Origin of the sequence: Pseudomonas bijieensis (assembly GCF_013347965.1) — a bacterium.
In the GTDB taxonomy this organism is placed as follows: domain Bacteria; phylum Pseudomonadota; class Gammaproteobacteria; order Pseudomonadales; family Pseudomonadaceae; genus Aquipseudomonas; species Aquipseudomonas bijieensis.
Map to the genome: position 1 here is coordinate 5,692,259 of NZ_CP048810.1, position 23,044 is coordinate 5,715,302.

The following is a 23,044-nucleotide window of genomic DNA, read 5'->3' on the forward strand; positions in this document are numbered from 1 at the left end:
GCAACAAGCGGTCGCGTTACTTGATCCGCTGGCCCGGCTTGGCGCCGCTGTCGGGGCTCAACAGGTAGATTTCCTCACCACCGGGGCCTGCCGCCATCACCATGCCTTCGGAGATACCGAAGCGCATTTTGCGTGGCTTGAGGTTGGCGATCATCATCGTCAAGCGGCCTTCAAGCTTGGCGGGGTCCGGGTAGGCACTTTTGATGCCGGAGAACACGTTGCGTTGCTCATCGCCAATGTCCAGGGTCAGGCGCAACAGCTTGTCGGCGCCTTCGACGGCCTCGGCCTTGACGATCAGCGCCACGCGCAGGTCAACGGCGGCGAAGGCGTCGAAGTCGATTTCCGGCGACAGCGGGTCCTTGGCCAGTTCGCCGTTCCCGGCCGGCGCGCCGGTATCGGTCTGGCTGGCGGCCAGGTCTTCCTTGGAGGCGTCGGTCATGGCTTGCACCTTGGTGGCGTCGATGCGAGTCATCAACGGCTTGAACTCGTTCAGCTGATGGTTGCTCAGCAGCGTCTGGTGATCGTTCCAGGTCAGCGGCGCGACGTTGAGGAACGCCTCGGCATCGGCGGCCAGCAGCGGCAGCACCGGCTTGAGGAAAATCACCAGCTGGCGGAACAGGTTGATGCCCAGGGCGCAGATCGCCTGGACTTCGTCCTGCTTGCCTTCCTGCTTGGCCAGCGACCAGGGCGCCTTGTCGGCGATCCAGGCATTGGCGCGATCGGCCAGGGCCATGATTTCGCGCATGGCGCGGGCAAAGTCGCGGCTCTCATAGGCTTCGGCGATGCTTGGCGCGGCGGCGAGGAAGGCGTCGGTCAACTCCGGCGCGGCATTGCCCGCAACCAGGACACCGGCGTTGCCTTTGTGGATAAAACCGGCGCAACGGCTGGCAATGTTGACTACCTTGCCTACCAGGTCGGAGTTGACCTTCTGCACGAAGTCTTCGAGGTTCAGGTCCAGGTCATCGACGCCACGGCCGAGCTTGGCCGCGTAGTAGTAGCGCAGGTATTCCGGCGACAGGTGGTCCAGGTAGGTCCGGGCCTTGATGAAGGTGCCGCGGGACTTGGACATTTTCTGGCCGTTGACGGTCAGGTAGCCGTGGACATTGATGCCGGTCGGTTTACGGAAGCCCGCGCCTTCGAGCATGGCGGGCCAGAACAGCGCATGGAAGTTGACGATGTCCTTGCCGATGAAGTGGTACAGCTCTGCGGTGGAGTCCTTGCCCCAGAACGCATCGAAGTCCAGCTCCGGCGTGCGGTTGCAGAGGTTCTTGAAACTCGCCATGTAGCCGATCGGTGCGTCCAGCCACACGTAGAAATACTTGCCGGGCTCGTCGGGGATCTCGAAACCGAAGTACGGCGCATCGCGGGAGATGTCCCACTGTTGCAGGCCGGCGTCGAGCCATTCGGCGATCTTGTTGGCCACGGCGTCCTGCAGGGTGCCGCTGCGGGTCCAGGCTTGCAGCATCTGCTGGAAGTCCGGCAGCTTGAAGAAGAAATGCTGGGAGTCCTTGAGCACCGGTGTGGCCCCGGAAATCGCCGATTTCGGGTCCTTCAGGTCGGTCGGTGCGTAGGTGGCGCCACATTTTTCGCAGTTGTCGCCGTACTGGTCCTCGGTGCCGCATTTCGGGCAGGTGCCCTTGATGAAGCGGTCGGCCAGGAACATTTTCTTTTCCGGGTCGAAATACTGGGTGATCGAACGGGTGGCAATGTGCCCGGCGTCACGCAGCTTCAGGTAGATCTGGCTCGACAGCTCGCGGTTTTCTTCGGCGTGGGTGGAGTGGAAGTTGTCGAAATCCACCAGGAACTCGGCAAAGTCGGCGCTGTGTTCAGCCTGGACGTTGGCGATCAGTTGTTCCGGGGTGATGCCTTCCTTTTCCGCGCGCAGCATGATGGCCGAACCGTGGGCGTCGTCGGCGCAGACATAAATGCATTGGTTGCCGCGATGCTTCTGGAAGCGCACCCACATATCGGTCTGGATGTATTCCAGCATATGGCCGAGGTGAATCGAACCATTGGCATAGGGCAGGGCGCTGGTGACGAGGATCTTGCGTGGCTCGGACATGGGGCTCGGCTACTTGATGAAACGGAGGTCGGCCACTATAAAGCGCCGGGAAATATATTTCACCCCACTGGCCTGTTTCCGGATGCGTTGTTGGGAGCGGTATAGACACAACCTGTGGCGAGGGGGATTTATCCCCGCTGGACTGCGCAGCAGTCCCAAAACATTCGAACCTGACCAGTCTGATTCACCGAAGCGCCAGGTTTTGGGGGCGCTTCGCAACCCAGCGGGGATAAATCCCCTCGCCACAAAAGGTGTTCGCACCGCGGTAATCGGGTCGCCACAACAGCATGCGCGGCGTAGGATAGCGGCCTGTTTTCAAGTCTTGCTATCGGAGTTGCCCATGAGCGCCGTCAATCGCGCAGCGGTGGAAGCCGTCCTTCGCCAGTACACCGACCCCCTACCTGAATCAGGACCCGGTCAGCGCCGGATGCGTGCGCACCATCGACATTCAGGGCGATCGCGTCAGCGTCCAGCTGGAAATCGGCTACGCCGCCGATCTGTTCAAGAGCGGTTGGGCGCAAATGCTGCAAATGGCGATCGAGTCCCTGGACGGTGTAGCCAGCTCCAAAGTCGACATCACCAGCGTGATCGCTGCTCACAAGGCCCAGGCGCAGGTACCGGGGCTGGCGAACGTCAAGAATGTCATCGCCGTGGCCTCGGGCAAGGGCGGCGTGGGCAAGTCCACCACCGCCGCCAACCTGGCCCTGGCCCTGGCCCGTGAAGGGGCCAAGGTCGGGATTCTCGACGCGGACATCTACGGCCCGAGCCAGGGCATCATGTTCGGCGTGGCCGAGGGCACCCGGCCCCAGGTCAAGGACCAGAAGTGGTTCGTGCCGATCCAGTCCCATGGCGTGGAAGTCATGTCCATGGCCTTCCTGACCGACGACAACACGCCGATGGTCTGGCGCGGGCCGATGGTTTCCGGTGCCCTGCTGCAACTGGTGACGCAAACCGCCTGGGGTGACCTGGATTACCTGGTGATCGACATGCCGCCAGGAACTGGCGATATCCAGCTGACGCTGGCGCAGAAAGTCCCGGTGGCCGGGGCGGTGATCGTCACCACCCCTCAAGACCTGGCCCTGCTGGACGCGCGCAAGGGCGTGGAAATGTTCCGCAAAGTGAACATCCCGGTGCTGGGCGTGGTGGAAAACATGGCCGTGCACATCTGCTCGAACTGCGGGCATGCCGAGCATCTGTTCGGCGAAGGTGGCGGGGAAAAACTGGCGAGCCAGTACGGCGTCGAACTGCTGGCCTCGCTGCCGTTGTCGATGCTGATCCGCGAACAGGCCGACGGCGGCAAGCCCACGGTCATCGCCGAGCCGGACAGCCAGATCGCCATGGTCTATCAGGAGCTGGCCCGCCATGTGGGCGCGCGGATCGTGTTGCAAGAGGCCGCATCACCGGCGATGCCGAACATCACTGTCAGCGACGATTGATGCTGCACAGCAATTTGAGCAGCTAACCAGGCTGCTCCTTTGAAATGCAATCCCTTGTGGGAGCGAGCCTGCTCGCGATAGCGGTATATCAGCCACATCAAGGCTGACTGACCTGACGCGATCGCGAGCAGGCTCGCTCCCACCACATTGTCCCACATTGATTGTGTGCAGGTTCTTAGATCCGCAACCCGCCATCCATCTCCAGGATCCGACCGGTGTAATAGTCGTTCTCGAAGATGTACGCCGCCGAATGAGCAATCTCCTCGGGCTTGCCCATGCGCTTGAGCGGAATCCCCGAGGTCATTTTTTTCCAGGGCTTCGGGCTTCATGCCCAGGGTCATCTCGGTTTCAATGAAGCCCGGTGCGATACCGGCGACACGGATGCCGTAGCGTGCCAGCTCCTTGGCCCAGGTCACGGTGGCGGCGGCCACGCCGGCCTTGGCGGCCGAGTAGTTGGTCTGGCCGACATTGCCGGCGCGGGAAATCGACGAGATATTGATGATGGCGCCACTGTTTTTCAGCTCGACCATTTTCGCCGCCACTTCACGGGTGCACAGGAATACACCGGTCAGGTTGACGTCGATCACGGCCTGCCACTGGGCCAGGCTCATCTTGGTCATTTCGCCGTCCTTGACCTTGAGCAGCAGGCCGTCGCGCAGGATCCCGGCGTTGTTGATCAGGCCGTGGATCGCGCCGAAATCCTCGGCCACCCGAGCAACCATGTCGGTCACTTGTTCTTCATTGGCGACGTTGCACAGGTAGGCACGCGCCTCGACACCCTTGGCTGTGCAGGCGGCAACGGCCTGGTCGAGTTTTTCCTGGTTGAGGTCCACCAAGGCGAGTTTCGCGCCTTTCCCCGCCAGATACTCGGCCATGGAGCGGCCCAAACCCTGGCAACCGCCGGTGATAATGATTACTTTGTCGGTGAGTTGCATTCTCATGTCCAGATGGCGCAGCGGTGAAGGGGACCTTTTGGGAGGCCTCTCGATTTGCGACGGTGTAGCCCGGCTGCACACGAGAACTGTCCCATAGGCGTACCGGAACATTACTCCAGTCGCCTGACCGTTTTCTAGACGGATTTCATAAAAGGAGTCATAAATTGAGCGTTGAAGCTGCCAAGAATGCCCGGGAACTGCTGCTCAAGGAATACCGTGGAGTGCTCGCCACTCATTCCAAATCCATGCCCGGCTTTCCGTTCGGTTCCGTCGTGCCCTATTGCCTGGACGAACAAGGCCGGCCCCTGATCCTGATCAGCCGCATCGCCCAGCACACGCACAATCTGCAAAAAGACCCCAAGTGTTCGATGCTGGTAGGCGAGCGCGGTGCCGAGGATGTGCAGGCCGTGGGGCGCCTGACCTATCTGGCCGAGGCCCGGAAACTCGAAGACGGCGCCGCCATCGAGGCTGCCGCCGAGCGTTACTACCGCTATTTCCCTGACTCGCAGAACTACCACAAGGCCCATGATTTCGATTTCTGGGTGCTCGACCCGGTGCGCCATCGCTACATCGGCGGCTTTGGTGCCATCCACTGGATCGACCAGCTCACCCTGGCCAATCCCTTCGCCGGCAAAGCCGAAGCCAGCATGATCGAGCACATGAACGCCGATCACGCCAAGGCCATTGCTCATTACGTGGAGTTGGCCGGCCTGCCGAAAAGCGAACCGGCGCAATTGGTAGGCATCGACAGCGAAGGCATGCACCTGCGTATCGGCCAGGGCCTGCATTGGCTGGCGTTTGCGACGCCTTGCAACACGCCGACACAAGTGCGCGAAGCCTTGGTTTATCTGGCTCACGCCGAGCAATGGCCGAAAAATGCGCAAGTCGACGCTTGAATTCACGAAAGAACGACGTCATTTAGGTTTTCATAGCAAGGCATTCTTGCGTTGAGGAACCATTTGATGCGCCCTTTTTTGTTGCTCTTTCTGCTGTTCCCGGTGTTGGAGCTGTTCGTATTCGTCAAGGTCAGCGGTGCGATCGGGTTTTTCCCGGCGCTGCTGCTGGTCATTCTCGGCTCGATGCTCGGCGTGTTCGTGCTGCGCATTGCCGGCCTCGCCACAGCGTTGCGGGCTCGTGAAAGCCTGAACCGTGGCGAGCTGCCAGCCCAGACCATGCTCGAAGGCCTGATGCTGGCCTTGGGTGGCGGCCTGTTGATCCTGCCAGGCTTTATCAGCGACGTAGTGGGCCTGGTCATGCTGTTGCCATTCACCCGTCGGATGCTGGCCAATAAAATGCGTCAGCGCGCCGAAGAGCAGGCGATGCGTCAGCGGGCCTTTGCCGATGACCTGCAACCCCGTGGTGGTCCGGCCCCGCGCCAGCCTGTAGGGCGCGAGCCCAATGTGATCGAAGGCGAGTTCGAACACCGGGATTCCAAGTAAAACCCTCGATACGGCGCCTTCGGGCGCCGTGTTCGTTTTGGCTGCGCGAAGTAAAAAAATTTCTCCCCCCGCCCTTGTAATCCACTTGTACGCCCTTATGTAACGGTCACCGCAAGGTTTCCGGTGGTGACACCGGACAGACTTCCGCGGTTCGACTGACGAACCGCACCCGGCTCTGCCGGCTTTGTTAAACCCGCCGGGACTACACCGGCCGATGAAAACCACAATTAGGAGAGATCGACAATGAAGCTTCGTCCTCTGCATGACCGCGTCGTCGTCCGTCGCAGCGAAGAAGAAAAGAAAACCGCTGGCGGTATCGTCCTGCCAGGTTCGGCTGCTGAAAAGCCAAACCAGGGTGAAGTCCTCGCTGTAGGCCCAGGCAAAGCACTGGAAAACGGTGAAGTACGTGCGCTGTCCGTGAAAGTGGGTGACAAGGTTGTTTTCGGCCCTTACTCCGGTAGCAACACTGTGAAAGTTGATGGCGAAGACCTGCTGGTTATCGGCGAGAGCGAAATCCTCGCTGTTATCGAAGGCTGATTCCCCGCTCATTTTTCCGCGACTACAAAGTATTTAAGGAATATCGATCATGGCTGCTAAAGAAGTTAAATTCGGCGATTCCGCCCGCAAGAAAATGCTCGCCGGTGTCAACGTCCTGGCTGACGCAGTAAAAGCGACCCTGGGCCCGAAAGGCCGTAACGTGATCATCGAGAAGAGCTTCGGCGCTCCGACCATCACCAAGGACGGCGTTTCCGTAGCCAAGGAAATCGAGCTCAAGGACCGCTTCGAAAACATGGGCGCGCAACTGGTCAAGGACGTTGCCTCCCGTGCCAACGACGACGCCGGTGACGGCACCACCACCGCTACCGTCCTGGCTCAATCGATCGTCAACGAAGGCCTGAAAGCCGTCGCTGCCGGCATGAACCCGATGGACCTCAAGCGCGGCATCGACAAGGCGACCATCGCCATCGTCAAGGAACTCAAAGGCCTGTCCAAGCCGTGCGCTGACACCAAGGCAATCGCTCAGGTCGGCACCATCTCCGCCAACTCCGACAGCTCCATCGGCGACATCATTGCCGAAGCCATGGAAAAAGTCGGTAAAGAAGGCGTGATCACCGTTGAAGAAGGCTCGGGCCTGGAAAACGAACTGTCGGTTGTAGAAGGCATGCAGTTCGACCGTGGCTACCTGTCCCCGTACTTCGTCAACAAGCCGGACACCATGACCGCCGAGCTCGACGGCCCGCTGATCCTGCTGGTCGACAAGAAGATCTCCAACATCCGCGAAATGCTGCCAGTGCTGGAAGCCGTTGCCAAAGCCGGCCGCCCACTGCTGATCGTGGCCGAAGACGTCGAAGGCGAAGCCTTGGCGACTCTGGTTGTGAACAACATGCGTGGCATCGTTAAAGTCGCAGCCGTCAAGGCTCCTGGCTTCGGCGATCGTCGCAAGGCCATGCTGCAGGACATCGCCGTACTGACCGGCGGTACCGTTATCTCCGAAGAGATCGGCCTGAGCCTGGAAAGCACCACCCTGGAGCACCTGGGTAACGCCAAGCGCGTGATCCTGTCCAAGGAAAACACCACCGTGATCGACGGTGCCGGCGTCGAGGCTGACATCCAGGCTCGCGTTACCCAGATCCGCGCCCAAGTGGCCGAAACTTCGTCCGACTACGACCGTGAAAAACTGCAAGAGCGCCTGGCCAAGCTGTCCGGCGGCGTTGCAGTGATCAAGGTTGGCGCCGGTTCCGAAGTTGAAATGAAAGAGAAGAAAGCCCGCGTTGAAGACGCCCTGCACGCTACTCGCGCAGCCGTTGAAGAAGGCGTGGTACCTGGCGGCGGCGTGGCACTGGTTCGTGCCCTGCAAGCCATCAGCGAACTCAAGGGCGACAACGATGACCAGAACGTGGGCATCCAGTTGCTGCGTCGCGCTGTAGAAGCTCCACTGCGCCAGATCGTTGCCAACTCCGGCGACGAGCCAAGCGTTGTGGTCGACAAGGTCAAGCAGGGTTCGGGTAACTACGGTTACAACGCTGCCACCGGCGAATACGGCGACATGATCGAAATGGGTATCCTGGACCCAGCCAAAGTGACTCGTTCGGCTCTGCAAGCGGCTTCGTCGATTGCCAGCCTGATGATCACCACCGAGGCGATGATCGCTGAAATCAAGGAAGACGCTCCAGCTGGCGGCGGCATGCCAGACATGGGCGGCATGGGTGGCATGGGCGGCATGATGTAAGCCAGCCTTACCCCTGTAGCGAAAAGCCCCGCCTGCGAAAGCAAGCGGGGTTTTTTATTGGTGCGCCAGGCATGGCGCGTTGCGCGAAGCGCAACCAGTTTGGCTATGGTGGCCACGCTGGTGACTTGGAGGTGAAAGTCCTCTACACACCCGGCAAGGGGAAGTGTTAGCCAGAGGCAAGGGTGTCGCGGGTGACCGCGAATCTGAAGGAAGCCCGAGGCAAAATGCTGGCCTGACGAACAGGAAGCGGATAGAGGCGGCGCAGCGGGTAAGAAGGCCAATATCTTCAAAGCCCAATACTTGCACGGAACGCTGTGACGTAGATCCGACAGGCATAAGCAGGAAGGTCGCGCGAATTACCCTGGGAGATCTGCACGTTTGCCACTGTGCTACCGGGCGTCGAGAGGCGACGGGATGAGCGTGCAGAAGTCAGCCGAGGCCGTAGTAAGTGACGAGTAACCCAGTCACCAAGGGCCGAACAGGTTATGCCGCCAGTAGGCGTCAGAGTCTCGTCGAATGTCGAAAAAGCAGAAATCTCTCCACAAGAGGGCTGTAACCCCAAGTCCCGGACGGAATCCGGGGTTTGTGGCTGGCAGTGCGCAGACATCGGCGGCGTCTGTGGTGTGGACGAACGCGGAGCTGGACACGCTGATGGAACGGGTGCTCGCACCCGCCAACCTCAGACGTGCGTATCAACGCGTGGTCAGTAACAAGGGCGCGCCGGGTGCCGATGGCATGACGGTCGCCGAATTGGCAGGCTACGTGAAACAGTATTGGCCGATCCTCAAAGCCCGACTGCTGGCCGGTGAGTACCAGCCGCAAGGTGTGCGCGCCGTTGACATCCCCAAACCCAAAGGTGGAACTCGGCAGTTGAGTATTCCCAACGTCGTGGATCGTCTGATCCAACAAGCCTTGCTGCAACAGCTCACGCCGATTTTCGACCCCCTGTTTTCGGACTACAGCTACGGTTTTCGTCCGGGCAGAAGCGCTCATCAAGCCATCGAAACAGCCCGTGCCCACGTGGCGGCGGGTCAGCGTTGGTGCGTGGAACTTGATCTTGAGAAGTTCTTTGATCGTGTTAACCACGACGTTCTGATGGCCCATATAGAGCGCCAAGTCGAAGACAAGCGAGTGCTCAGGCTAATCCGCCGTTACCTCGAAGCCGGGATCATGTCGGGTGGCATCGCCAGCCGACGGCAGGAAGGGACTCCGCAAGGCGGCCCGCTCTCGCCGTTGCTGTCGAACATCCTGCTTAATGAACTCGACCGCGAGCTGGAACGGCGGGGCCATCGCTTCGTGCGCTATGCAGACGATGCGAACATTTATGTACGCAGTCATCGTGCAGGCGAACGGGTCATGACCAGTGTTGAGCGTTTCCTGAATCAGCGTCTTAAACTGACGGTGAACCGGGAAAAGAGCCGTGGCACGGCCTTGGACCTGTGATTACTTGGGCTATGGGATGAGCTGGCACAAACAGCCGAAGCTGAAAGTGGCAACGATGAGTCTGGGTCGCTTGCGCGACCGACTCAGAGAGCTGCTGCGCGGAGTACGGGGTCACAAGATGGCGAACGTCATCGAGCGGATAAACCCCGTAGTGCGAGGTTGGGCTGGCTACTTCAAGCTCAGTCAGAGCAAACGACCACTTGAGGAGTTGGATGGTTGGGTGAGACGCAAACTTCGTTGTGTCATCTGGCGGCAATGGAAGCAGCCCTCTACGAGGGCGCGCAACCTGATGCGCCTGGGGCTCGACGAAGGACGCGCCTGTAAATCAGCGTTCAATGGCCGAGGCCCGTGGTGGAACTCCGGAGCGCCACATGTGAATCAGGCGCTACCGAAGAAGCTGTGGAATCGACTCGGACTGGTCTCGATACTGGATACGATAAACTGGCTTAACCGCATAGCCTGAACCGCCGTATACGGAACCGTATGTACGGTGGTGTGAGAGGACGGCGGATGTAAATCCGTCTCCTACTCGATCCTTGGATTTATCTCAGGCTTGAAGTTGCACCCATCTGTCTCTGTGGGAGCAAAGCTTGCTCGCGATCGCAGTGGGTCAGCTTGCCAGGATGCTGACGCTGCCCTCGCAATCGCGAGCAAGCTTTGCTCCCACAGGGTTTGTCCGGGGGCTTTCAGGCATTGACCGGATGAGTGACGGCCACACGCTCAGATGTAGAGGCCGGTCGGTACAGGATGTAGTAGTAACACCCCAGGCAAATCAGCCAACAGAACACCGCAGTCCACACGTTGTGGGAAAAGAAATGCGCCCCTTGCATCATCCGACCCAGGGAAAACACCGTTCCCAGCGTGAAGGCGAGTACCAGGGCCCGGCGGGCCAGGCGCGGGCGGCGGTCGCGCAGCACGAAAAACAGCGCAAACAAGGTGAACCCGGTGGCGGCATGACCGCCGGGCCAGCATCGGCCGGGTTTGTCCGTGGCCGGGCGTGGGCTTAGCAGCTCACTGTAGGTTTCCTTGCCTCCGAACTCCTTCAAACTCCAGGGGCATTGCACCGCCGTCACCGCTTTCATCGGTGTGACGAAGGACGTCGCCAGGGCCAGGGACAGCACCAGGCAACCCAGTTCGCGTTTGAATGGCTTGAGCCGAGCGATGAAAAACGTACCGATGAACCCGAGGATCGCCACCATGGAGAATGCGATAACCACCTCTTTGGCTCGGTCGTGCAGGATGTCCTCCAGAAAATAACTGTGCCGACCGATAAATCCACCCGCCATCGGGTCGTAAAACAGTTTGGCCAGGTCCATGTCCAACGTGGTCAGTTCCAGCAACACCAGAATCGCTGCGACAACGGCTGGCAGGCCCAGGGCAATCCAGAAATTCAGGGGCCTGGAAGCGGGGCGGATGGCGGTGGAGACCATGGCAGTACCTTTGATGGGAGTTTTCGTAAGCAGCGCGTTGCGCAGTCTGGCCCGCGTGGCGTCGGGACGGTGTGAATGTTGGGTGAAAAACTCGTCAATGCCCACACAATGCTGCCGTGGGCTCACTCGATCTTTGTGGGAGCGGACTTACTCGCTAGCGCCACCTATACAACTCTAGCCGTGAGCCAGACTTGGCCGTAAGCTGCGCGGGCCAAGATGGCCGTTAACTGTGTACGCAGAGGTGCCCATGCGAATTCTACTGGTCGAAGACAACCGCGATATTCTCGCAAACCTGGCCGATTACCTGGGGCTCAAGGGTTATACCGTCGATTGTGCCCAGGACGGTCTGTCGGGCTTGCACCTGGCCGCTACCGAACACTACGACCTGATCGTGCTCGACATCATGCTGCCGGGCATCGACGGCTACACCTTGTGCAAGCGCCTGCGCGAAGACGCCCGGCGCGACACCCCGGTGATCATGCTCACCGCCCGGGATCAGTTGGACGATCGTTTGCAGGGCTTCAAGTCCGGGGCCGATGACTACCTGATCAAACCGTTTGCCCTGTCAGAGCTGGCCGCGCGGATCGAAGCCGTCATGCGTAGAGCCCAAGGCGGTGGCCGCCGTGCCTTGCAGGTTGGCGACCTGAGCTACGACCTTGACACCCTGGAAGTGACCCGCGAAGGCAAGCTGCTCAAGCTCAACCCCGTAGGCCTCAAGCTGCTGGCGGTACTGATGCAGAAAAGCCCCCACGTGCTGCGCCGCGAAATCCTCGAAGAAGCCTTGTGGGGCGATGACTGCCCGGACAGCGACAGCCTGCGCAGCCACGTCCATCAACTGCGCCAGGTGATCGACAAACCGTTCGACAAACCGCTGTTGCACACCGTACACGGCGTCGGCTATCGCTTGGCCGAGGGCCGCGATGGAGTTTAAGCAAAGCCTTGCCCAACGGATCATCATCGCCTTTGCGCTGATGAGCGCGTTGGTGGCTGGCGCTTTCGCCATGGGCATCGTGGCGACAGTCCATCTGGTCGAAGAGAAACTGATTTCTGCCGGGCTTGGCGGCGATCTGCAACGCTTGCTGTTGATGGACAGTGTCTCGGACTGGAACCATCGGCCGGAACCGGACCAACTGTTTTATTTCAGCGGCGGCCCAGGTGATTTCGAGCTGCCCAAGGACCTGCGCCATCTGGAGCGTGGTTTCCACGAGGTGTTTCGCGAACAGTTGTCGTATCACGCCATGGTCGAGATCGTGGACGGTCGGCACTACGTGTTGCTGCAAGACCAGAGCGACTTCGAAGAGCGCGAACGGGTGTTGTTCGCCGTGGTGCTGGTGGGCTTTGTGCTCAGCCTGGCACTAGCGGTATTTCTGGGCTGGGTCCTGGCACGCCGGGTGATGGCGCCGGTGGTTCGCCTGGCCCGGCAAGTGCGTCATCGCGATCAGCTCCTCGGCCTCGCTCCGCCGCTGGCCCCGGATTATGCCGCCGATGAAGTGGGTGAACTGGCCGTGGCGTTCGACGCAACCCTGGGGCGCTTGCGCCAGGCCCTGACTCGCGAACGATTGTTTACCAGCGATGTGAGCCACGAATTGCGCACACCGCTGATGGTCCTGGCGACCTCCTGTGAGTTGCTGCTGGAAAACCCGGCACTGGACCAGCGCGGTCGGACCCAGGTCGAGCGTATCAACAGGGCCAGTGAAGAGATGCGCGAACTGGTGCAGACCTTCCTGATGCTCGCCAGGGCCCAGCGCGAAGACGGCGGGTCGCCTCGGCTGACCCTGGGGCAGGTGGCCGAGAACCTCCTTGGAGTATGGCGCGGGCCCATCGAGTCCAAAGGCCTGACGCTGATTTTCGAGCCCGGGCAAACCGCCGATACCCTGTACAACGCCACGTTCCTGACTGCCGTGATGGGCAATTTGCTACGCAACGCCCTGCACTACACCGATCAGGGGTTCATTCGCCTTTCGCTGAGCGCTACCGGGTTTGTGGTCGAGGACAGCGGTGTGGGCATCCCGGAGGAGAAGCGCGAGGCGATGTTCGAGCCGTTCGTGCGTGGTAATGAAAAGCGCGGCGAGGGATTGGGATTGGGCTTGTCCCTGGTGCAGCGCATTTGCGAGAACCAGGGCTGGACAGTGAGCCTCAGTACGATGGAGCCCAACGGTTGCCACTTCGAGGTGCAATTGAATCCAAAGGGCTAAGCGTATGCCTTGAAAAGTCTTGTAAACATTGGGGCGCTTATGTGACTTTATTTTCACAAAGGCATGACATTCCGATTCATAAGGTGGGGTCGATCAGTCATGGAGACCCCCTTTATGTCCAAACCTATCAAGCTGGACTTTTCCGAAAAATACGACGAGCAGCACGCCCAGCAATATTTTCACAAGCATCGCAGTGGTTTGAGTCGCCGTCTTTCCAACCAGCGAGACCAGCAACTGGCCCGGCGCGCGTTGGCGCTGGTCGGTGACCCCGGCCTGGTGTTGGACCTACCCTGCGGTGCCGGACGCTTCTGGTCCCTGTTGGCCGAAAAACCGAACCGGGTCATCATCGGTGCGGACAACTCCGAGGCCATGCTCAAGACCGCATTGAAGTCTCAACCGGCCGATGTCGTAAAACGGGTACGACCCTTGCACACTTCTGCGTTCGACATCGCCTTGCCTGATAACGCCGTCGACAGCATTTTTTGCATGCGTTTGCTGCATCACATCGGCGAACCCGCGCATCGACTGGCGATTCTGAAGGAATTCGAGCGTGTCAGCCGTGACAGCGTGATCGTTTCATTGTGGGTCGATGGCAATTTCAAGGCCTGGAAACGCAAGCGTCTGGAGCGTACTCGTGGGCAGAAAGACTACCAGAATCGATTTGTGTTACCGACTGATACAGTAGAAGAGGAGTTTCGGCAGGCTGGGTTTCGCATTCAGGAACGACTGGATTTCCTACCGCTCTATGCCATGTGGCGAGTTTATGTATTACGCAAGAGGTAACAGCATGGTTGTGCAGGCAGTAGAGACAACTGGCATTTCCCGCAACAGCTTCGAACACTTCTGGAACCAGCAAGGTGAGTGGGTAGAAGAACCCAATGTACGACGTGGTGGTGAAAGCGGCGTGCAGCGGATCAACAGCAAGGACGGCGAGCTGCTTTATGCCAAGCGTCAGACCGGACACATTTATCGCAGTTGGCTGCATCCGTTCGGTCGACCGACCGTGTTGCGCGAGCAAGACGCACTGCTGGCCTTGACTCGGCTGGATGTCCGCGTTCCCCAGCTCATTTTTTGTGGTGCCCAGCGTGACCCCGTCCACAAGTGGCGTGCGCTGTTGGTGACCCATGCCCTGGAAGGCTTTGAGGAAATCGAGCACTGGTATGCCGAAGGCGGACGTGAGCGCCATGGCGAAGCGGTGCATGATCGAATCCTCCAGGCATTGGCCGAGAATCTGGCGCGCATGCACAAAGGCCGTTGGCAACACGGCTGCCTCTACATCAAGCATGTCTTTGTGCGTGTGACGGGGGAGGGCGAAGCGGCCAAGGTCGAAGTGGCCCTGCTGGACCTGGAGAAGTGTCGCCAGCGCCTGACTACCCGGCGTGCGGCCGCCCATGACATGAAACAGCTGCGGCGCCATTCGTCGTTCAGCGATGCCGATTGGAAAAAACTCGTCTACTTTTATGAGGCGGCGTTTGGCAGCGCTATCAAAGGTTTATAGCGATGAAACTAGAAATTGCTAGAGGTTTGTTTTTAGTCGGAGCCCTGGCAGTTGCATCGATGGCGGTGGCTGTGTGGGAACAGCCACGCTCGCAGATCCTCAGTGCTTCGAATGCTGATGCGCATTGCCCTTTGCCGCGCGTGGCAAAGGCCAGCGAGGCGATCCGACCGGACAATGATCTGCTGCTGTTCATGTTCAGCCTTTCCCAGGGGATGAGGCCGCAAAGTTGAGAGACATGAAGCCAAAATAAAGGCCTCGCTTGTGCGAGGCCTTTATTTTTGGACTTGTACAAGTGTTCAGTCGAACACAACTGCCTCAGGTTTTGTCCGGCTTGGCCAGCAGCGTGTAGACGCAGGGCAACACGAACAGCGTGAACAGGGTGCCAATCGACATCCCGGTAGCGATCACCGTACCGATGTCGAAACGGCTCACAGCCCCGGCGCCCGTGGCGAGGATTAGCGGCACCATGCCGAACACCATTGCCGCAGTGGTCATCAGCACCGGTCGCAGACGAATCGACGCGGCTTGTTCCACGGCTTCGCGCGGCGTCAGGTTCTGCTCCCTGCGCAACTGGTTGGCGAATTCGACAATCAGGATCCCGTGCTTGCTGATCAGGCCAATCAGCGTCACCAGGCCCACCTGGGTGTAGATGTTCATGCTCGACCAGCCGAGGAACAGCGGAATCAAGGCGCCGCAAATCGACAGCGGCACCGTCACCAGGATCACCAGCGGGTCCCGGAAGCTTTCGAACTGCGCGGCCAGCACCAGGAAGATGATTGCCAGGGCCAGGGCAAAGGTCACCCACAACGCGCTGCCCTCCTGTACGAATTGGCGCGAAGCCCCGGCGTAATCGAAGGCGAACCCTACCGGGGCCTCCTCCCGGGCTATCTGGCGGACGGTCTCGATGGCCTCGCCCATGCTCACGATGGGGAAGCCTGAAATCGTCACCGCATTGAGTTGCTGGAACTGGTTCAGTTGTCGCGGTCGCGCCCGGTCGCTGACCTTGATCAGGGTCGACAGCGGTAGCGATTCACCCTTGGCATTTTTCACGTAGTAGTTGTTCAACCAATCCGGGTTGTCCCGGAAAGGACGCTCGACCTGGGCAATGACCTTGTAGCTGCGCCCCTCGAGGGTGAAGCGGTTGATCTCGGCTTCACCCAACAGTGTCGCCAGGGTGCCACCCAGGTCCTGCATCGAAACGCCCATCTGGGCAGCCTTGGCGCGATCGATATCCACCACGACTTCTGGCTTGTCGAACGCAAGGTCAATGTCCATGAAGGCGAACTTGCCGGATTCCAATGCACGCTTTTTGACCCGGTCGGCAATCTCCAGCAGCGTCGCGTAGTCCTTCGGCGAGTTGATGACGAACGCGAACGGCAAGCCTTCGCCGGTGCCTGGCAGCGAAGGCAGGTTGAAACCGAAGATCTGCAAGCCAGGCACGCTTTCCAGCTTGGCCTGGACCTCTGGCAGGATTTCCATCTGGGTGCGGCTGCGTTCGTTCCAGGGTTTGAGCAGGAAACCGCCGATACCCGACTGCACGCCGTTGTAGCCATTGATCTGGAACGAGGAGTAGTACTCCGGGAACTCCTTGAAGATGGTAATGAAGTGATCGGTGTATGTGTTCAGGTAGTCGAGGTTGGTTGGCTGCGGGGCGTTGGCCATCATGAAAATGATGCCCTGGTCCTCGTCGGGGGCCAGTTCGGACTTGGTGAACATGATCAGCACCGGAATCAGCAGCAGGACGATCACCGCGAACACCAGCACCACCGGCCGGGTGTTGAGAGTGCCGTGAAGCATGCGCTGGTAACGGCTCTTCAAGCGTTCGAAGACCGTGTCCAGCCGATGAGCCAGGCCCGAGGGGTTCTCGTCGTGGCGCAGGAGCATGGCGCACATCATCGGCGACAGGGTCAGGGCGACGATCCCGGAGATCACCACCGCCCCGGCCAGGGTCAATGCGAACTCCTTGAACAAAGCGCCCGTCAGGCCCTGGAGCAGGCCGATCGGTGCATACACCGCCGCCAGGGTGATGGTCATCGAGACCACCGGCATGGCAATTTCCCGGGCACCTTCTATCGCGGCGTCGAACGGGGTCTTGCCTTCCTCGATGTGCCGGTGAATGTTCTCCACCACCACGATGGCGTCGTCCACCACCAGGCCGATGGCGAGCACCATGGCCAGCAGTGTCAGGAGGTTCATCGAGTAGCCCATCAACTGCATGAAGAACATCACGCCGATCATCGACAGCGGGATGGTCACCACCGGGATGACCACCGAACGCAGGGCCCCGAGGAACAGGAACACCACGACGATGACGATCAGCACCGCCTCGAACAGGGTTTTCACCACTTCGTCGATGGAGGCCTGGATGAACAGGGTGGCGTCGTAGGCGATCTCGGCCTTGAGGTTGGTCGGGAGCTGGGCCTCCATGTCCGGCATGATCTTGCGCACTTCCTTGATCACATCCAGCGGGTTCGCGCCGGGCGTGGCCTTGATCCCGATGTACACCGAAGGCGTGCCACCAAAGGAACTGATGGTGTCGTAGTTCTCGGCGCCCATTTCCACGCGGGCCACGTCTCGCAGCAACACGCGGCTGTCGCCGTCGGTCTTGAGCGGGATCGCGGCGAAGGCCTCGGCGGACTTGAGTTCGGTATTGGCGTTGATGCTGGTGACCACATACTCGCCTTTCACTTCACCGGCAGCGGAGAGGAAATTGTGCTGGCGCACGGCATTGGTCACGTCGGCGGCGGTCAGGCCGAAGCCGGCGAGCTTGACCGGGTCCAGCCACAGGCGCATGGCAAAGACCTGGTTGCCGAGGATCTCCGCTTCGGCCATGCCCGGCAGCGTCGCCAGTTTGGGCTGGACCACCCGTGACAGGTAGTCGGTGATCTGCGGGTTGTTCAGTTCCTTGCTGAAGAAGCTGATGTACATCAGCGCCGAGGCATCGGCGGCCTCGCGGCTGAGAACGGGGTCCTCGGCGTCCTGGGGCAACTGGTTCTTGACCTCGTTGGCCTTGGCCAGCAGTTCGGTAAAGAGCCGGTCGCTGTTGGAGCCGATACGGGCGTAGACCGAAATCACCGAGAAGTTCTGGCGACTGACCGAGGTCATGTAGTCGATGCCCTCGGCGCTGGCCAGGCTCTGCTGCATCGGCTGGGTAATGTAGCCCTGGATGGTTTCGGCGTTGGCCCCGGGGTAGGCGGTGGTCACCGTGATCAGGGCGTTCTCCATTTGCGGATACTGGCGCAAGGGCAACTTGCTCCAGGCCTGGAAGCCCAGCAGCACGATCAACAGGCTGACCACGGTGGCGAGCACCGGACGGCGGATGAATGGATCGGTAAAAGCCATGAGGGTTCCTTGATCAGTCCGCGCGCGGCGGGCTGTTCTGTTCGGTCAGGGTCTTGTCGTCGCTGATGGCGATGGGCGTACCGTTGTCGAGTTTGATCTGGCCGGCGATCACGACTTGTTCGCCACTCTGCACGCCTTTGGAAACCAGCACTTGGCCGTCACGTCGCTCGCCGGTTTCGACGAAGCGCCGTTCGGCGATCAGGACCGGCTGGCCCTTGTCGTCTTTCTCGATATTGCCGTCGGCGGCTTTCTTCTGGCTCACCACGTACATGGAGTTGCCGTAGAGGGTGTAGGTCACGGCGCTTTCCGGCACGACGATTCCGGCGGCCACCTCCGGCAGGATCACCTGCAGGTTGGCGAACATGCCGGGCAGCAGCTTGCCGTCGGGGTTGGCCAGGGTGGCGCGCACCAATACGTTGCGGGTGCTGTCCTCGACCTTGGGGTTGATCGCGCTGATGGTGCCGACGAAGTTCTGCCCGGGATAGGCCGAGACGCTGACGTTGACCGGTTGGGCAACGGCGAGCCTGGGCACGGTTTGCTCAGGGACGTAGAAGTCCACATAAAGGCTGCTGAGGTCTTGCAGGGTGGCGATCACCGTGCCGCTGGCCAGGTAGTCGCCGACGTCCACCTGGCGAATGCCGATGGTGCCGCTGAACGGCGCCAGGATGTGTTTCTTGGCCAGCGAAGCCTTGAGTTGATTGACCGTGGCCTGGTTTTTTTTCAGTTGCGCCGAGAGCCGGTCGAACTCGCCCTTGGAGATCGCCTGGCTGCCCACCAGTTGTCGGCCGCGACCGAAATCCAGTTGCGACAGGCCAAGGTCGGCCTCGGCGGTTTCCAGCAGGGCGCTTTCGACGTCGCTGTCCAGTTGCAGGAGTGGCTGGCCGGCCTTGACCTTCTGCCCGGACTGGAATTGCACCTTCTGCACGGTCCCGGCAGTTTCCAGGCTCAGGTCCACGCCTTGCAGCGCCTTGAGGCTGCCAACGGTGGGCAGGCGAGCCTCCCAGGGTTGCTGGGCGGCCGTGGCTACGGCAACGCTGACCGGTGGTTTGGGGGCAGAAAACATCTGGATCTGCTGGTAGACGGAGAAGGCCTTGTAGCCGGCGAGCAACAGCACCACCAGCAGGACAACACCCAACATGATCAGCATGCGGCGTCGCAGCATGTTCCACTTCCTTGGAAAAGAGCTGAGGGAAAATACAGATAGGCGGGCACATTACTCCGAGTGTGCGGGGTATTCCAGATGCTGGCGGGCTGGCAATGCGTGGGATTTTTCCGAAAAATCAGGGAGCTCGGCGCCGATAGGCTTCGCTCCCATGCTCAGGCCAGATGCAAATGGTTGTCCCAGAGCCCTGCCGGTAGATCCAGTGGTTTTGCAACCAGTGGTGTCTGCCGGCAATCGTAATAGCGGCAGCGTCCTTGGCCCGACGTCACGACGAAACCATCGGCCACCGCGCCTACGCCGGCGCAGTCCGGCAGCGGTGCGTCCAGGCGTACGTCGCCACTGTCCAGGTCCCAGATGAAGAAGCGGTTGCCACGAGGGGCGGTCAGGGCCACCAGGCGCAAGTCGCTGTGCACGGCGACGCTGGCGGTGTAGTGCCCCATGGCCTGCAATTGCTCTTCAGGCACCGGGAACGCCTGGAACGGTTGGCCCGGCCGCTTGATCGCCACCAGTTCCGACGACTCGTGGGCAGCGCCCATGAACTGCTGGCCGGAGACGATGGTGCCGTCGCTGGCTATGCCCAGGTGGCGCACGCTGTTCATCGACTGGGCGAGGGTTTCCTTGCTCAGCAGGGTGCCATCGCGTTGCATCAGCACCAGGCTCGGCTCCATGGCGTCGAGGTTCATTTCGACCCGGCTTTCGGCCTCGGTGCGAATGCCGCCGTTGGCGATCACCAGCGTTTCGCCATCGGGCATCCATGACACCTGGTGAGGACCGATGCCATGGGTGGAAATCTCGCCGCTGTGTACCAGCCGCTCGCCTTCGAAACGGTATACGCCCAACAGCCCGCGTCCCGGGTCGGTGGTGTCGTTCTCGGTGGCATACAGCCACTCGCCGCTTTTGTGGATCACCGCGTGGCCATAGAAATGCCGGTTCGGCAACGAGGTGATGGTTTGCAGCAGCGACCCGTCGCGCAGGTCGATCAGATAGCTTTCGGTGCCTGGACGACGGGCGACGAACAGCGCAATCGGCAGTGTTGGATGGTTGATGATGTCATGGCAACGCTGGCCGACCTGGGTGGCGAACACCCGCGTGCCGTCCAGTCGATAGCCGACGGCGTAGTGCTTGCCGTCGCCATCGTCCCGTGCCGAAAGCAGTAGCGGACTCTTGTCCTTTTGCTTGAACAGCGTCCAGCCGCCCAGGGTAACGGCGCCGAGCAGCAAGCTGCCCAGTGCCAGGACCTGACGTCGAAACATGATCAGTCACCGTCGTTGGCGTTGAAGCCCAGTTGAATGCCCAGCGCCTTGGCCAGTTCGCCTTCGTGCAGGCGATGGACGACGTTGAGGCTGTCATACAAATCGTTGAGTTGCTGGCGCCCGGCATCGTCGTTGAGCATTTCGGTCAACGAGCGCTGGCTGCTGGCGAACAATTTCAACGAGGCATCGTAGGCGGCATCGATCTTGTCGGCCAGTGGCTTCTGGTCGCTTGGCAGCAGGCCGCGCAGGCCCTTGTTGTCCACGCCGGCCCAGACGGTCCTGGCCGCGCTCAGGCTGGCCTCCAGGCCTTGCAACGACGACTGGCTGCGCCAGGCATCGGCCTGGAACGGTTGGGGTACGCCTTTGCTCTGGCGGCCCATTGGCGTGCCGAGCTTCTTCTTCAGCGTGTCCAGGGCGGTGACCTGCACACGCAGCAGGTCGGCGATGGCCTCGTGAGAATCGGCGTAGCGCTGGTTGGGGAACTTGCTCATCTGGGCGAGCATGCCGTCGTTGGTGTTCCAGCGCGACAGGATCTCTTCGGCCAGTTGTTTCTGGCGTTCGCCGATGGCGGTGAGCAGTGGGCAGTACTTGGCTTTTTGCGCACTGTCGGCCATGTCGATCTTGGCGTCGAACAGCAGGTATTCATAGGCCGAGAGGCCCTGGACCACGACGCTGGACTTGGCCAGGCCTGCGGCGTCGATCTGTGGCTCGCTGTTGACCAGTTGTTCGACCTGGCGGCCCACCAGGTTTTTCTTGTCCGGCCAGAACTGCACCTGCCAGGCGCGGTTGCCCTCGGCCAGCGGACCGATCAGCAGTGGTTGCAGCTCGGCCCAGGCTTTTTGCGCCTTGAGGAAGTCGGCGCGGGCAGTTTCCAGGTTTTCCTTGCCTTGGCAGAACGCCAGGGCGCTGCTCGCCAGTTGCCGGTCGGCATCGACCCAGCGGCTGTAGGTCGGCAGGATCACTTGCTTGGCGATGGCGGCCGAGGTGACGGCTTGCGGATCCTGGGGCGAGCAGGCGCCAAGGGCGATGGCGGCGAGGCTGGTGAACAACAGCTTGGGACGGAACATGTCGTGCTCCCACTTCTGGAAAAGGCGTTTAAAGGGAATTCAGAAAGGCCAGCAACGCGGCGCGCTGCTCGGCATTGAACGATAAAACCTGGCGCTGCGCCGCTTGTGCTTCGCCGCCATGCCATAGCACGGCTTCGAGCAAGTCACGGGCGCGACCGTCATGCAGGAACTGGGTGTGGCCGTTGACGGTTTCGGTCAGGCCGATGCCCCATAGCGGCGGGGTTCGCCAGTCACGGCCGCTGGCCTTGAATTCGCTGCGGTTGTCGGCCAGGCCTTCGCCCATGTCGTGCAGCAGCAGGTCGGTGTAGGGGCGGATGACCTGGCTTGCCAGCTCCGGTTCGGCAGCGTTGGCCGAGGTGGTGTATTTCGGTGTGTGGCAGGACTGGCAACCGGCCTGGAAAAACAGATTCTTGCCCGCCAGCACCTGGGGCGAGTTCACCTCGCGGCGTGCCGGTACGGCGAGGTTGCGGCTATAGAACAGCACCAGTCGCAGGATGTTGTCGCTGACTTCCGGTTCGCCGTCCGGGCCGTTGCCGCTGGGCGCCCGCTTGCAGTCGACTTGGCTCTCGGTGCAATCGTCGAACGGTCGCAGGCTGGTGGTCAGGCCCATGTCGCCGGAGAACGCGTGGACGTTCTGTTGGTTGAGATTGGGCTGTCCGGCCTTCCAGCCGAACCGTCCCAGGACGGTTTTTTGCTGGGCATCGTCCCAGACCTGGTTGGGACGTCCGGCGATGCCGTTTTTCTCCCGGGCCTGGGCCTCGGCGTTGGCCAGGATGGCTTCGTCGGGAATGGCCTCGAGCAACCCCAGGCCGATCATCGGCGGGGCGACGCGGGCGGAAAAACGCGTGTCCGGGTGCATTGGCCCATAGGCCAGTTGGGTGATCTGCAGGTTCGGCTTGCGCAGTTCCACGACGGTGCCGTCCTTGAAGCGCACCGGGACCGGCGTGTAATCGACCCGCACCTTGCCTTCGGGGGCGACGCCGGGCACGGACATGTCCTGCAACTGCCCACCGTAGACCGGTTCCGGCACCACGCCCAATTGTTCGATGAGCTTGGCGTAAGGCGGCGCATCGGGAATCGACAGGCGTACCAGCATCGATACCGCGCTGGTCGCGTCCGGCGCTGGCGGGTGGCCGCGACCGTCCTTGATATGGCAGTTCTGGCAGGCGTTGGTGTTGAACAAGGGCCCGAGGCCGTCCCGGGCGGTGGTGGTCGAGGGGGCGATCACCCAGGGGCTGCGGAAGAAACTGTTGCCGACGCTGAAGTCCACGCGTCGTGAGGGCGGCAGGTTGGCCGAGGGCAGGGAGAAGGCGTTCTGATCGCTCTTGCGTACCGTCGCGGCGCCACCGGAGCGGGCTTCACCCGGTTCGGCCTGGGTAAAACGCGGGGCATCATCGCAGGCACTCAGGCCCAGGGCCATGAACAGTGCACATAAACGAAGAGGCAACGACGGCATCGGGCGACCTGGGAAATGAGTGAAAACGAGGGCGCAAAGTCTAACAGGGCGGGGCTATTTGAATAAGAGGAATTATCGTTTGGTTGGTTGGAGAGC

The 23,044-nt window shown here is 60.8% G+C and carries 16 protein-coding genes and 3 pseudogenes; 11 read left to right on the top strand and 8 right to left on the bottom strand.

Annotation, left to right across the window (positions count from 1 at the left end):
* Positions 1-16: 16 nt before the first annotated feature.
* Positions 17-2,062, bottom strand: a complete 2,046-nt coding sequence (gene metG, locus GN234_RS25155) for a methionine--tRNA ligase (RefSeq protein ID WP_109753856.1) — start codon at positions 2,060-2,062, stop codon at positions 17-19.
* A gap of 340 nt (positions 2,063-2,402) precedes the next feature.
* Between metG and apbC the strand changes: the two are divergent.
* Positions 2,403-3,498 (top strand): annotated as a pseudogene (gene apbC, locus GN234_RS25160) (iron-sulfur cluster carrier protein ApbC).
* Between the two features lie 175 nt (positions 3,499-3,673).
* On the opposite strand, the pseudogene GN234_RS25165 reads toward apbC, so the two are convergent.
* Positions 3,674-4,433 (bottom strand): annotated as a pseudogene (locus GN234_RS25165) (SDR family oxidoreductase).
* 164 nt (positions 4,434-4,597) lie between these two features.
* On the opposite strand from GN234_RS25165, the gene GN234_RS25170 reads away from it, so the two are divergent.
* From GN234_RS25170 to ltrA, 5 genes and pseudogenes are all read left to right on the top strand, one after another.
* The gene (locus GN234_RS25170) at positions 4,598-5,329 is read left to right on the top strand and encodes a HugZ family pyridoxamine 5'-phosphate oxidase (protein WP_109753859.1); all 732 of its coding nucleotides are present in this window, start codon (positions 4,598-4,600) and stop codon (positions 5,327-5,329) included.
* A gap of 66 nt (positions 5,330-5,395) precedes the next feature.
* On the top strand, positions 5,396-5,872 hold the full coding sequence (locus GN234_RS25175; protein ID WP_109753860.1) for an FxsA family protein: 477 nt from the start codon (positions 5,396-5,398) through the stop codon (positions 5,870-5,872).
* 243 nt (positions 5,873-6,115) lie between these two features.
* On the top strand, positions 6,116-6,409 hold the full coding sequence (locus GN234_RS25180; RefSeq protein ID WP_003178744.1) for a co-chaperone GroES: 294 nt from the start codon (positions 6,116-6,118) through the stop codon (positions 6,407-6,409).
* 49 nt (positions 6,410-6,458) lie between these two features.
* Positions 6,459-8,102 carry a chaperonin GroEL gene (gene groL / locus GN234_RS25185; RefSeq protein ID WP_109753861.1) on the top strand — a complete coding sequence of 548 codons (1,644 nt, stop codon included), beginning with the start codon at positions 6,459-6,461 and terminating at the stop codon, positions 8,100-8,102.
* A gap of 485 nt (positions 8,103-8,587) precedes the next feature.
* Positions 8,588-10,008, top strand: a pseudogene (ltrA, locus tag GN234_RS25190) (group II intron reverse transcriptase/maturase).
* A 223-nt stretch (positions 10,009-10,231) separates the two neighbouring features.
* On the opposite strand, the gene GN234_RS25195 reads toward ltrA, so the two are convergent.
* Positions 10,232-10,975: a phosphatase PAP2 family protein gene (locus tag GN234_RS25195; RefSeq protein ID WP_163857051.1), complete on the bottom strand. Its 744-nt coding sequence runs from the start codon at positions 10,973-10,975 to the stop codon at positions 10,232-10,234.
* Positions 10,976-11,222: 247 nt separating this feature from the next.
* On the opposite strand from GN234_RS25195, the gene colR reads away from it, so the two are divergent.
* The 5 genes from colR (at position 11,223) to GN234_RS25220 (ending at position 14,898) form a co-directional block, all read left to right on the top strand.
* Positions 11,223-11,906, top strand: a complete 684-nt coding sequence (gene colR / locus GN234_RS25200) for a two-component system response regulator ColR (protein ID WP_025215158.1) — start codon at positions 11,223-11,225, stop codon at positions 11,904-11,906.
* Positions 11,896-13,170 carry a sensor histidine kinase gene (locus GN234_RS25205; RefSeq protein WP_163857054.1) on the top strand — a complete coding sequence of 425 codons (1,275 nt, stop codon included), beginning with the start codon at positions 11,896-11,898 and terminating at the stop codon, positions 13,168-13,170. The genes colR and GN234_RS25205 overlap by 11 nt, the downstream gene beginning before the upstream one ends.
* A 114-nt stretch (positions 13,171-13,284) precedes the next feature.
* The gene (locus GN234_RS25210) at positions 13,285-13,953 is read left to right on the top strand and encodes a class I SAM-dependent methyltransferase (RefSeq protein WP_163857057.1); all 669 of its coding nucleotides are present in this window, start codon (positions 13,285-13,287) and stop codon (positions 13,951-13,953) included.
* Between the two features lie 4 nt (positions 13,954-13,957).
* Positions 13,958-14,668, top strand: coding sequence for a lipopolysaccharide kinase InaA family protein (locus GN234_RS25215; protein WP_163857060.1), 711 nt, complete (start codon positions 13,958-13,960; stop codon positions 14,666-14,668).
* A 2-nt stretch (positions 14,669-14,670) separates the two neighbouring features.
* Entirely contained in the window at positions 14,671-14,898 is a 228-nt protein-coding gene (locus GN234_RS25220) for a hypothetical protein (RefSeq protein ID WP_109753868.1), read from the top strand.
* Between the two features lie 85 nt (positions 14,899-14,983).
* Here the strand turns inward: GN234_RS25220 and GN234_RS25225 are convergent, their stop codons facing one another.
* The 5 genes from GN234_RS25225 to GN234_RS25245 form a co-directional block, all read right to left on the bottom strand.
* Positions 14,984-18,010, bottom strand: coding sequence for a multidrug efflux RND transporter permease subunit (locus tag GN234_RS25225; protein ID WP_163857063.1), 3,027 nt, complete (start codon positions 18,008-18,010; stop codon positions 14,984-14,986).
* Between the two features lie 13 nt (positions 18,011-18,023).
* Positions 18,024-19,172: an efflux RND transporter periplasmic adaptor subunit gene (locus GN234_RS25230; RefSeq protein ID WP_163857065.1), complete on the bottom strand. Its 1,149-nt coding sequence runs from the start codon at positions 19,170-19,172 to the stop codon at positions 18,024-18,026.
* Between the two features lie 155 nt (positions 19,173-19,327).
* Positions 19,328-20,425: a DUF1513 domain-containing protein gene (locus GN234_RS25235; protein WP_176689227.1), complete on the bottom strand. Its 1,098-nt coding sequence runs from the start codon at positions 20,423-20,425 to the stop codon at positions 19,328-19,330.
* 2 nt (positions 20,426-20,427) lie between these two features.
* A complete protein-coding gene (locus GN234_RS25240; RefSeq protein ID WP_116833304.1) occupies positions 20,428-21,492 on the bottom strand; it encodes an imelysin family protein in 1,065 nt (354 codons plus the stop codon).
* A gap of 28 nt (positions 21,493-21,520) precedes the next feature.
* Positions 21,521-22,948, bottom strand: a complete 1,428-nt coding sequence (locus tag GN234_RS25245; RefSeq protein WP_109753873.1) for a di-heme oxidoreductase family protein — start codon at positions 22,946-22,948, stop codon at positions 21,521-21,523.
* Between the last annotated feature and the right edge of the window lie 96 nt (positions 22,949-23,044).

Bases quoted from the DNA above. Each gene is read 5' to 3' on its own strand.
- GN234_RS25180 (WP_003178744.1), top strand. From the start codon at position 6,116: ATGAAGCTTCGTCCTCTGCATGACCGCGTCGTCGTCCGTCGCAGCGAA.
- GN234_RS25220 (WP_109753868.1), top strand. From the start codon at position 14,671: ATGAAACTAGAAATTGCTAGAGGTTTGTTTTTAGTCGGAGCCCTGGCA.
- GN234_RS25245 (WP_109753873.1), bottom strand. From the start codon at position 22,948: ATGCCGTCGTTGCCTCTTCGTTTATGTGCACTGTTCATGGCCCTGGGC.
- colR (WP_025215158.1), top strand. From the start codon at position 11,223: ATGCGAATTCTACTGGTCGAAGACAACCGCGATATTCTCGCAAACCTG.
- GN234_RS25235 (WP_176689227.1), bottom strand. From the start codon at position 20,425: ATGTTTCGACGTCAGGTCCTGGCACTGGGCAGCTTGCTGCTCGGCGCC.
- GN234_RS25240 (WP_116833304.1), bottom strand. From the start codon at position 21,492: ATGTTCCGTCCCAAGCTGTTGTTCACCAGCCTCGCCGCCATCGCCCTT.
- metG (WP_109753856.1), bottom strand. From the start codon at position 2,062: ATGTCCGAGCCACGCAAGATCCTCGTCACCAGCGCCCTGCCCTATGCC.
- groL (WP_109753861.1), top strand. From the start codon at position 6,459: ATGGCTGCTAAAGAAGTTAAATTCGGCGATTCCGCCCGCAAGAAAATG.
- GN234_RS25175 (WP_109753860.1), top strand. From the start codon at position 5,396: ATGCGCCCTTTTTTGTTGCTCTTTCTGCTGTTCCCGGTGTTGGAGCTG.
- GN234_RS25230 (WP_163857065.1), bottom strand. From the start codon at position 19,172: ATGCTGCGACGCCGCATGCTGATCATGTTGGGTGTTGTCCTGCTGGTG.
- GN234_RS25205 (WP_163857054.1), top strand. From the start codon at position 11,896: ATGGAGTTTAAGCAAAGCCTTGCCCAACGGATCATCATCGCCTTTGCG.
- GN234_RS25215 (WP_163857060.1), top strand. From the start codon at position 13,958: ATGGTTGTGCAGGCAGTAGAGACAACTGGCATTTCCCGCAACAGCTTC.
- GN234_RS25210 (WP_163857057.1), top strand. From the start codon at position 13,285: ATGTCCAAACCTATCAAGCTGGACTTTTCCGAAAAATACGACGAGCAG.
- GN234_RS25225 (WP_163857063.1), bottom strand. From the start codon at position 18,010: ATGGCTTTTACCGATCCATTCATCCGCCGTCCGGTGCTCGCCACCGTG.
- GN234_RS25195 (WP_163857051.1), bottom strand. From the start codon at position 10,975: ATGGTCTCCACCGCCATCCGCCCCGCTTCCAGGCCCCTGAATTTCTGG.